The 9,010-nt window shown below is 50.5% G+C and carries 9 protein-coding genes and 1 other annotated feature; of the genes, 4 read left to right on the forward strand and 5 right to left on the reverse strand.

Annotation, left to right across the window (positions count from 1 at the left end):
• Nucleotides 1–194 (forward strand): hypothetical protein (locus tag ACPV3A_RS34485; RefSeq protein WP_426204299.1); only part of this gene is annotated, 194 nt, incomplete at its 5' end.
• A gap of 181 nt (nucleotides 195–375) precedes the next feature.
• Here the strand turns inward: ACPV3A_RS34485 and ACPV3A_RS34490 are convergent.
• Entirely contained in the window at nucleotides 376–3,162 is a 2,787-nt protein-coding gene (locus tag ACPV3A_RS34490; RefSeq protein ID WP_426204301.1) for a DEAD/DEAH box helicase family protein, read from the reverse strand.
• Nucleotides 3,163–3,339: 177 nt separating this feature from the next.
• Nucleotides 3,340–3,810 carry an acetyltransferase gene (locus ACPV3A_RS34495; protein WP_426204303.1) on the reverse strand — a complete coding sequence of 157 codons (471 nt, stop codon included), beginning with the start codon at nucleotides 3,808–3,810 and terminating at the stop codon, nucleotides 3,340–3,342.
• A 107-nt stretch (nucleotides 3,811–3,917) separates the two neighbouring features.
• On the opposite strand from ACPV3A_RS34495, the gene ACPV3A_RS34500 reads away from it, so the two are divergent.
• The 3 genes from ACPV3A_RS34500 to ACPV3A_RS34510 all read left to right on the forward strand — a co-directional run bounded on the left by ACPV3A_RS34500 (nucleotide 3,918) and on the right by ACPV3A_RS34510 (nucleotide 7,464).
• On the forward strand, nucleotides 3,918–4,346 hold the full coding sequence (locus ACPV3A_RS34500; protein WP_071223439.1) for an EamA family transporter: 429 nt from the start codon (nucleotides 3,918–3,920) through the stop codon (nucleotides 4,344–4,346).
• A 144-nt stretch (nucleotides 4,347–4,490) separates the two neighbouring features.
• Nucleotides 4,491–5,258, forward strand: coding sequence for a methyltransferase domain-containing protein (locus ACPV3A_RS34505; RefSeq protein WP_426204305.1), 768 nt, complete (start codon nucleotides 4,491–4,493; stop codon nucleotides 5,256–5,258).
• 55 nt (nucleotides 5,259–5,313) lie between these two features.
• Nucleotides 5,314–5,538, forward strand: a binding site (T-box leader).
• Between the two features lie 63 nt (nucleotides 5,539–5,601).
• Entirely contained in the window at nucleotides 5,602–7,464 is a 1,863-nt protein-coding gene (locus ACPV3A_RS34510) for an arginine--tRNA ligase (RefSeq protein WP_426204306.1), read from the forward strand.
• An 88-nt stretch (nucleotides 7,465–7,552) separates the two neighbouring features.
• On the opposite strand, the gene ACPV3A_RS34515 is transcribed toward ACPV3A_RS34510, so the two are convergent.
• From ACPV3A_RS34515 to ACPV3A_RS34525, 3 genes are all read right to left on the reverse strand, one after another.
• Nucleotides 7,553–7,993, reverse strand: coding sequence for a hypothetical protein (locus ACPV3A_RS34515; protein ID WP_194541459.1), 441 nt, complete (start codon nucleotides 7,991–7,993; stop codon nucleotides 7,553–7,555).
• 62 nt (nucleotides 7,994–8,055) lie between these two features.
• Nucleotides 8,056–8,520, reverse strand: a complete 465-nt coding sequence (locus ACPV3A_RS34520) for a GNAT family N-acetyltransferase (protein WP_426204308.1) — start codon at nucleotides 8,518–8,520, stop codon at nucleotides 8,056–8,058.
• A 339-nt stretch (nucleotides 8,521–8,859) separates the two neighbouring features.
• Nucleotides 8,860–9,000, reverse strand: a complete 141-nt coding sequence (locus tag ACPV3A_RS34525) for an IS3 family transposase (protein ID WP_426204312.1) — start codon at nucleotides 8,998–9,000, stop codon at nucleotides 8,860–8,862.
• Between the last annotated feature and the right edge of the window lie 10 nt (nucleotides 9,001–9,010).

Consider the following 9,010-nt stretch of genomic DNA (forward strand, 5'->3'; position numbering starts at 1 on the left):
CCGAAGGGCCCGAAGGGCCGCATCCCTTCTGGGACGTAAAAGATGGAGCCGCCACTTTTTATAGTCGCGGCTTTCTTGCATTCCAGAAGGGGGATGAACCCCATAGTCGATTCCAAAACATCCCACAAAGAACACAAACTCTAACGGACCGTAGGTTCGTTATTTCCGATAAAACGGCCCAATTTAGAATTTAAGGGACTCCACATCCGCTATTTAGCTTTTTCATAGGCAAATTACCCTCATTTTTCCTAAATAACGGACTTCAGGTCCGTTACAGAACCTGTAAGAGCGTTTTCCCCGCAAATAACGGCCCCTGAGTCCGTTAAGGCAACGCATAACCGCCACTTGCTCTATAACTTCTGCAAACAGTCCTGCCTATCGCCAAGCACTGACCCGCTCCGATTTCTTCACGAAAATGGAAGACAACGCTCTCGCTCGCGCGGTCAGAAGTATTTTCCTTCCTTCGGGCGTGCGAGTATAGACCAGTTCGGCAGGGCCGATATGCTTGCGCCACAGCTGGGCAAACCGTTCCGCGTGTTCTTTGCGGCGACCGATTTCCTCCGGCACGGCATGGTAATCCCGTTTCTTCACAAACCAGCTTCGCGATTCACGGTATAGAAGATAACGCGGGTTATCGATCGGGTCCAGCGCCTGCTGCAGCGAATCCAAAAAGAGTGTTTTTTCCTGAGTGGTTCCGTCCCTCAGCCAACACGTGACGGTTCCTCCCACTTCCTCAGCTTTCAATCGGTGAATGCTTGGCCCAGATTCGACCAGTTTCATATCGAACAGGGCCGTATAAACGACGAGACCAACCTCACGGATACTACGCTCCAGCGACTGATGCCGCGCCAGCATTTTGATGGCTTTATATACCCATGGACTTGATACGAGTAAGGCAACGGCAACCGGGATGAGTAAATTGAACCAGGCCGGCGCGTCCGATTGGAACAAACGCGGAGACGTTAACGTCTCGCTGAAGGCGCCCAATCCCAGACCAACGGCGAACAGGAGTACGGCTTTCACCGTATGAGAAAACACGACAGGCCTAGGGATGCTCTCTCGATCCGCCGTCAGCTCTTCCGTCATGGAGCTGTGAAGGGCAATCGCCGAATCCCAACGCCCCTTCAGAAGATGCCGCTGCTTCGAATGTGTCGGGTTATAATCGTTAATGCTGTCTGCGGTTTGCCTTTTCCGAAGATCAAGGCCCATGCGCTCCAAGCCCGACTCTATGGTCTGGTGCGAGATCGATAAACCTACGAGAGATCGAAATCTGCGGGCCAGCGAGCCCAAATCTTCACCGCCGTCGCTCTTGGCTGTATCTATGCAGGCCAGATGCCAGATCGCTCCGGTCTTATCGGGATTCCCGCGCTGCGCCCGAATCGCCCGCCCTCTCATCTGATTGGACAGCATGAACGAACCGACATATGATGCCATGACCAAGGAATTGATTCCGGGGGCATCCCACCCCTCACCCAGAAGAGCCGCCGTACCAACCAGCACCCGGATTTCTCCCTCCGAAAACACTTCCGTTATGATTGCGACGATAGCCGAGCGATTCGCATCACGAACATCAATCGTTACATAGCGGCTGTCGTGAGCAAGCGGGCGCTCCGATAAGTGAATATCTCGCCGATCGGCACAAACCCTGGCTAAAGGCAGAGCCTTTGCCGGCAGCACTACAAAGGAGCCGGTCAGAATTCCGATAGGCAGCTCATGCTCGCTCTGCGAGCTGTTTTTCTCAGCCAGCTGCCTTCTGATTAACTCGAAAATGGGGACAACGCCGAGCCGATGAAGCGGCTTCTCGTCAGCTGCATCCTTCGGCAGGTCCTCCTTACGGATATAATCGGTCAAAATCACCATCCGCAAGTTCTCCCCCAGCATGGAACGCTCGAAATCAAGAATACGGCCGATGCCGTGCAATTTCGAAACGCTCTGGACCAGCATTTTGTCAAATGCCGGGGTAGAACGCATATAAACCCTCCGGCGTTCAATCATGCCCATTCGGCTGAGCCTCTTTTGTAAACCCTTTAACTCCGGCAGCTCACGATCCATATGCGGATCTTTATACAGCATGCCGCTAAGGAGTTCCTCCAACCACTCTTCCGAAAAATCGGGCGTTTCCTTCTCCTTCATTCCGAGCAGCTTCACCGCCTCCTTCCAGATGGGCTGATTGGCGGCACGCAGATAAAGCACCATACTGGAGTAATACTCGGGCGAGGATAATATTTCTTCGGTATACGTTTCGGATTGCGTAATCCAAGGATGATTGACAATCAAATCCGCCAGGAACTTATCCCGGATCATCTCGCCCTTAACCTGGGCTGCCTGCAGCCGAAACTCCCGGAGTTTAGCTGCCTCCTCTTGAGTAGGCGTGGTCAAACTTATGTAATCCTGATGCGGGCACAGCTCACCATGACGGACCAACTCCGGGACGCTAATCTCTTCGTCGATGGGACCGCAAAGCTCGATATACCGATGCCATTCCCTTGGATTAACATCATATGGCGGTGTGGCAGTAAGGGCAATCTTCGTCGGCTGGCCCAGCATTTCGCACAGCTGCATAGCACTTTGCCACCAAGACATCCGGAGATGATGCGCCTCGTCAAAAATGACTGTATGATAGCCCTGTCGCTTCAACAATTCCAAAGTTTCTTGAGCCTCGGTACCGTTCGTGATATCATCCTCGCTAGCGCTATCCATCACCTCCGCCTCAGAAGCTTCCATGGCCATTTCGGGATCCCTGTAGTTCTCATCTTCAACCTGATGCGCATGCTCTATCTCCGCCGTACCTTTCTTCCTCACAGAGGTTTGCTCCCCAGCAGTACTAAGCAGGCTATGAAGGGCTTGATAGGTCGTAATCGTTACCAATGCCGGTCGCTTGAGCGAGGTGGAGATCCATTCGGGCTGTTCTTGATCGTCTAGGAATAATTCCACGAATCGGCTCGCCCATTGCTGCTTGATGGTGAGTGTGGGGGCCAGGATGATTGTCGGCCGGTTAATGCGCAGCATGATTTCCAGTCCAAGAACGGTCTTCCCCGAACCCGGCGGCGCCACCAAATGCAGATGCCGATTCTTCAGATGATGCTCCAGCCCGTGAAGGACCCTTTTCTGATAGGAGCGCCACGGATAACGAAACGACAGATTACTCGGAAAAAACTTCATGAATTCCTCCAGTTTAGATGCACCTCTTTCTTCTTCGGTGTGTATAAGAAAAACGTCTATCGACGTACGTTCACAGAAGACAGACCGCGTGTAAAGGATGTTTTTCTTGCATTATCGAGTGGGTTCAGCTGCGCTGGGAACTTATAAATTCGATAATGTAAATAGTGATCCATAGACCTACTGTAATTCCATATGAATAAGCGGAAACGGCTTTCCGGAGCCGTCCAGCTCGGAGCGGCCGATTTGCACGAAGCCGTATTTTTTATAAAAAGCATGGGCCATGGGGTTCTGTTCATTCACATCGACTTGCAGCCTCCGCCCCTTGAGCTGTTCGGCATGCCGGATCAGCTTCGTTCCCGTGCCTTGGCCGTGATGGGGGGGATCCACAAACAGCATTTCGATTTTGGCGCCATCCAGCCCCATAAATCCAATCGGTTCCCCCTGTTCGGTATTCAAGCAAACCCAGATCTCTACGGCTCTCAGCGCTCCGTTTTGCATCATCTCATAATAAAACCGGATATCCTCCTCCGTCAGAAAATCATGCGTTTGGGATACGGCACGAAGCCATATTTCCACCAGCCGATCATGATACTCTTCTGTATAAGGCGCTATATGTAACACCACTTCATCCAGTCCCTTCCAAATCATTCGATCTCATCGATATTCATGATATCGTGTAAATTGTTCTATACTATTATAGTGGAATCCGGTACATTAATCAGAGACTTTATCTTTGTCATGAAGGAGAGAACAACATGCCGTTATGGCTTATATATGCATTGCTGTCGGCGGTCACGGCGGCTCTTGTCGCCATTTTYGGAAAAATAGGTCTGCAAAACATCGATGCCAATTCGGCAACGGCGATCCGCTCTGTCATTATGGCCCTGTTTCTGCTGGGAGTCGTGGGGGTTCAGGGCAAATTCTCGGAACTCGGTGACATTCTAGTTCAGAAGAAAGCATTAAGCTTCATTGTGCTCAGCGGCATTGCGGGGGCATTGTCCTGGCTGTTTTATTTTCTTGCACTAAAATACGGCAAAGTATCGCAGGTAGGACCTATCGATAAATTGAGCGTTGTCATCGCGGTCATTCTGGCCTTTGTGTTTCTTGGAGAAAAGATATCCTGGATTAACGCAGCCGGCGTTGCACTCATTGCCGTTGGCGCTCTTCTGGTTGCCGTTAAATAAGGTTCTACATAAAACCGCTGCTCAGCGGCTTTTTGTTCGTTCATTTATTGTTAAAACCTATCAATATAATAACATTTATATATTTCTAATTATAAGATAAACATGTCACAATGAGGATAATTCATGGGTGAGGGAGTTGTTGTTATGTCAGAGCAAGTATGGAAAGCGCACGATTATGATCGGCAGTTATCGTTTGTCTCGGCTTATGGAAAAGGCGTAGTAGAGCTTCTTGCACCTCAACCCGGAGAGCGGATTCTTGATCTCGGCTGCGGAACCGGCGATTTGGCAAATGAAATATCTGCTTCGGGTGCACATGTAACCGGCATGGATGATTCGGCCGAGATGATTGAGCGCGCCAAAAGCAAATATCCCGGGCTTACATTTCTGGCCGGAGACGGCGAGAACTTCGACACCGAATCGCCGTATGATGCCGTCTTCTCCAATGCCGCCCTGCATTGGATGAAGGATGCTGGTGGTGTGGTACGCTCCGTCTATGGCGCACTCAAGCCCGGTGGCCGATTCGTAGCGGAGTTTGGAGGCAAGGGGAACATCGACGGAATTTACCAAGCTTTGAAAACGGTGTTCGCCGACCATTATGGAATGGATGCCGACACCCGAAATCCGTGGTATTTTCCCAGCCTGGGCCAGTATACGACCTTGCTTGAATCCCATGGGTTCCGGGTGCATATCGGCCATCACTTCGACCGTCCCACGAAGCTGCCTGAGGGCAAGGATGGCGTGAAGTATTGGCTGCTGCATTTTGGCGATCGTTTCTTTGCTGGATTCTCGGCTGAAGAGAAGGACGAAGCCATTGCCCGTATCAGCCAAGCTGCCCGGGCGACGCTCTGGCGTGAAGATGCATTTTATGCAGATTACAAGCGCCTGCGAGTCTTTGCAGAGAAGGTTTCATAATTTTAGGGTTGATTTTCTAAATAGAATGGTTAATAATATGAAAAACTTGTACATGTGATTTTCGTTGATTGGGAGAGTAACTGCACTTGACTTTAGTCCAAGCGAGCCGGGAGGGTGGAAACCGGTACAAAGTCGGCGGTGAAACGGACCCAGGAGATGGTCTTCCGAAATGCAATATTGTAGGAAGCCCCGGCTTACACCGTTATCGTATCAAGGTGGTTAAACCCTTTGTGGTTTAACAACAAGAGTGGTACCGCGAGCACAAGTCCTCGTCTCTTTAGGAGATGAGGGCTTTTTTGATTTTTCTAACATGTTTTGTTTATTTTTCAAAGGGGGATTTAACGTGTTAAGTCATTTGATTACTTCGAGCCTTCAACAAGCTGTAAACCAGGTGTGTGAAGATATGGGCGTCCAACTGCCCGATTCTACTCCAATCCGGATTGAGCAGCCTGCCAGCATGGAGCATGGGGACTATGCCACCAACATTGCGATGCAGCTTGCGAAGCTGCTTCGTAAGGCTCCGCTGCATATTGCCGAGCTGATTCAAGCCGAGCTTGAGCAGGATACGACTTATAAACAGCTAGTCTATGCCACGGAGATTGTTGCACCAGGTTTTATGAATCTGCGTATCGATTGGGAATATTGGGCTGGTCATCACTTTGAATTACCTCCGGCAACGAACGAGAAGATTGTCATTGAGCATACTTCCATCAATCCGAATAAATCCGCCCATATCGGCCATCTAAGAAACTCCTGTATCGGCGATACGCTGGTCAGGCTGATGAGGAAGCTTGGTTACGAGGTGGAGGTTCATAATTATATCGACGACCTTGGCAATCAACTGGCAGATACAGTGGTCGGGATGCTCCACACGCCGCTGTCAAAGGAACATGCCCGGTTCGGCGATTACTGTTGGGACGTGTATTCAAGCACCAATAAGGCCTACGAAAGGGAGCCCGGTCTTGTCCAGCATCGGACCGAGGTTCTGCACGCACTGGAAGAGGGTAACCAGAATCTGTCCTGGATCGGACTGCTCGTTGCCGAGAGAATTGTCAAAGAGCATCTTGAAGAAATGAAGCAGTTCGGCATTGACTATGATCTGCTTGTGTGGGAGAGCAGCATTGTCAGAGAGGGGTTCTGGGCGTCCGCTTTCGAGCTGTTGAAGAACACGCCGCTCTTCCATCAGGAAACGGAGGGCAAACTTGCAGGCTGCTGGGTGCTCAAGCAAACAGGAACGGAAGCCGTGGACGATCCGGAGTCAGACCACAGCATGGATAAAGTGCTCGTGCGCTCCAATGGCATCCTGACTTACACCGCCAAAGACATCGCCTATCACCTGTGGAAATACGGTGTGCTCTCCAACGATTTTGTATATAAAAAATTCACAAACGAAGTTTGGACGACGAGCACTCATGGCGAGCAGCTCTCTTTCGGCAAAGCAGACATGGTCATCAACGTCATTGATTACAGGCAGCAGTACCCGCAGGCGATGGTGAAGCAGGCGCTGGAAAGCCTGGGATTCCATAAAGAGGCCGACAAGCTCCGTCATGTCAGCTACGGCGTCGTTTCGTTAAGCCCTTCCGCCGCTTCGGATCTCGGCATCGATACTTCCGACGGGAAAGCATCCTACGCGATGTCCGGACGTCAGGGGATCGGAATTAAAATCACCGAGCTTATCCATCAAGTAGCCAAGGTCATCGAAGACACCCGTTCCGATAAAAACGGCTTGTCCAGTCATACGATCGCAGCCGCCTCCATCCGTTACTATCTGCTTCGCTTTGCACTGCAAACCGAGGTGGTGTTCGATCTGAAGCAGGCCACTGAAATATCAGGCAATACGGGGGTATACCTGCTCTATTCCTACGCGCGTGCACTCAGCGTGCTCAATAAAGCGCAAGAAGCGGGTGTTTCGCCGTCGGTGCCTGCCCGGTTCCCTGCCATGGAAAAAGCGGAGCATGCACTCCTTCGCCATATCAGCACCTGGCATGATACCCTGTATGCCGCCGGCCGGGATCTATCTCCAAGCGCTATCTGCAACTTTACTTATGAGCTGTGCTCCTTGTTCAACAATTTTTACTCGGCATGCCCAATTCTGAAATCGGCGGATGAAGTGCTCCGGTTCCGTGTATGGCTCACTTCCTTATTTAAATACACTCTTGGAGAAGCACTGGATGTACTGGGACTGCCCACGCCAAGCCGGATGTAAATCTCCCTCTAAAGAGATTAGCGAATGACGCTGTACTAAAAGAGCCACCGTACGATTCATGTTGAATACGTACGGTGGCTATCATATATTATTGCAATCCTCTGACGGTCAATCTGATCTGGACGGCATCTGCTGCAGGCTCTTCCTGCAGGGTCCAGTTGACGGCCAGCGCTTCCTTCAAGCGAGCGACCTGCTCCTCCTGGAGCTTCAGCCCCTCAATAATGCCTTCACCTACACTAAAATCGGATTCTGAACTAATGTGGAAGGCTTCCTCCAGCCAGATCTTCAACCCGTTGCGGGTATTAAACGTCATTTTGTATCCCTCGCTAACGGCCTTCTCTAAATCTTCCCCATGTTCTTTTGCATAAGAGAACAATTCCTCATAGTGAAAATGACCATTGTTCGCGACTTGGAATCTCTCGACCTCACCCGAGCGCACAGCCTCCAGCAGCTCGGAGGTAGTTAGCCCCGATTTTTTGGCATGCTCCAATAAAATGGCGGTATTCTGTGAGATTTTCGTAAGTTGCATGCTCGACGCCTCCTCAATATGTATCGTAAAATACTTTTTTCTTCTATTATAAGACGAAACCGCTAGGATGTCAGACACTTCTCAAAACATAAGCTATATTCGCTCCCGATGTATTCACCGAACGGTTCAATCTGGGCATACCCCAGCTTCTTATAAAAATGAACGGATTCCTCCTGCGGCTCGCCTGTTTCCAGGCGCGAAAAACGATAACCCCGATTCTTCGCATGCTCTTCCAGATAGAGCAGAATCCGAGAGGCTATTCCTCTGTTTCGGTATGGAATATCCACGAAAAACCGCTTGATCTCAACCACCTCTTCATCCAGCGGCCGTACAGCTCCACAGCCGACAGGTCGGCCCTCCTGGTAGGCGACCACGAAGAGGGTTTCTTTTACCTTGGGGTCAGTCAGATCCAGCCCGAATATTCCTTCCGCCGGGTATAACGTTGATAAATAATCGTCCAGCTTCGCGATGAGCTCCTGAAGATCCTTGTCGGTCTCTCTTACCAAAGTCATAGTGATTTCATTCATCTATCATATACCTCCACGTTTCTAGTCGTATTATGGAGTGGGATTCATCATCCTCACGGGACATTCTCGTCCCAGTCGGGGTACGACCTTCCAGGCCGACTGCGATGTAATCCTAACGAAGCTTATCCTCCGGCGAACCCCTTTTTTGGGGTTCTCATCCTCACGGGACATTCTCGTCCCAGTCGGGGTACGGCCTTCCAGGCCGACTGCGATGTAATCCTAACGAAGCTTATCCTCCGGCGAACCCCTTTTTTGGGGTTCTCATCCTCACGGGACATAAAAAGACACCGTCGTTTTGGTCATAACCCTGTCAAGTAGACAGTACAAAAAAGACATGATTTATGCTGCGGCCGTTTCCCGGTATTCTACCGGGGAACGGTCGTTTAATTTTTTCTGGAATCGGTTCTGGTTATAGAACAGAATGTATTCATTCACTTGCTGTTCAACCTCGGCTTTGTTTGCTGCCTCATTCAGGTATATTTTCTCGGTC

Origin of the sequence: Paenibacillus sp. Dod16 (assembly GCF_049893405.1) — a bacterium.
Classification (GTDB): domain Bacteria; phylum Bacillota; class Bacilli; order Paenibacillales; family Paenibacillaceae; genus Paenibacillus_AQ.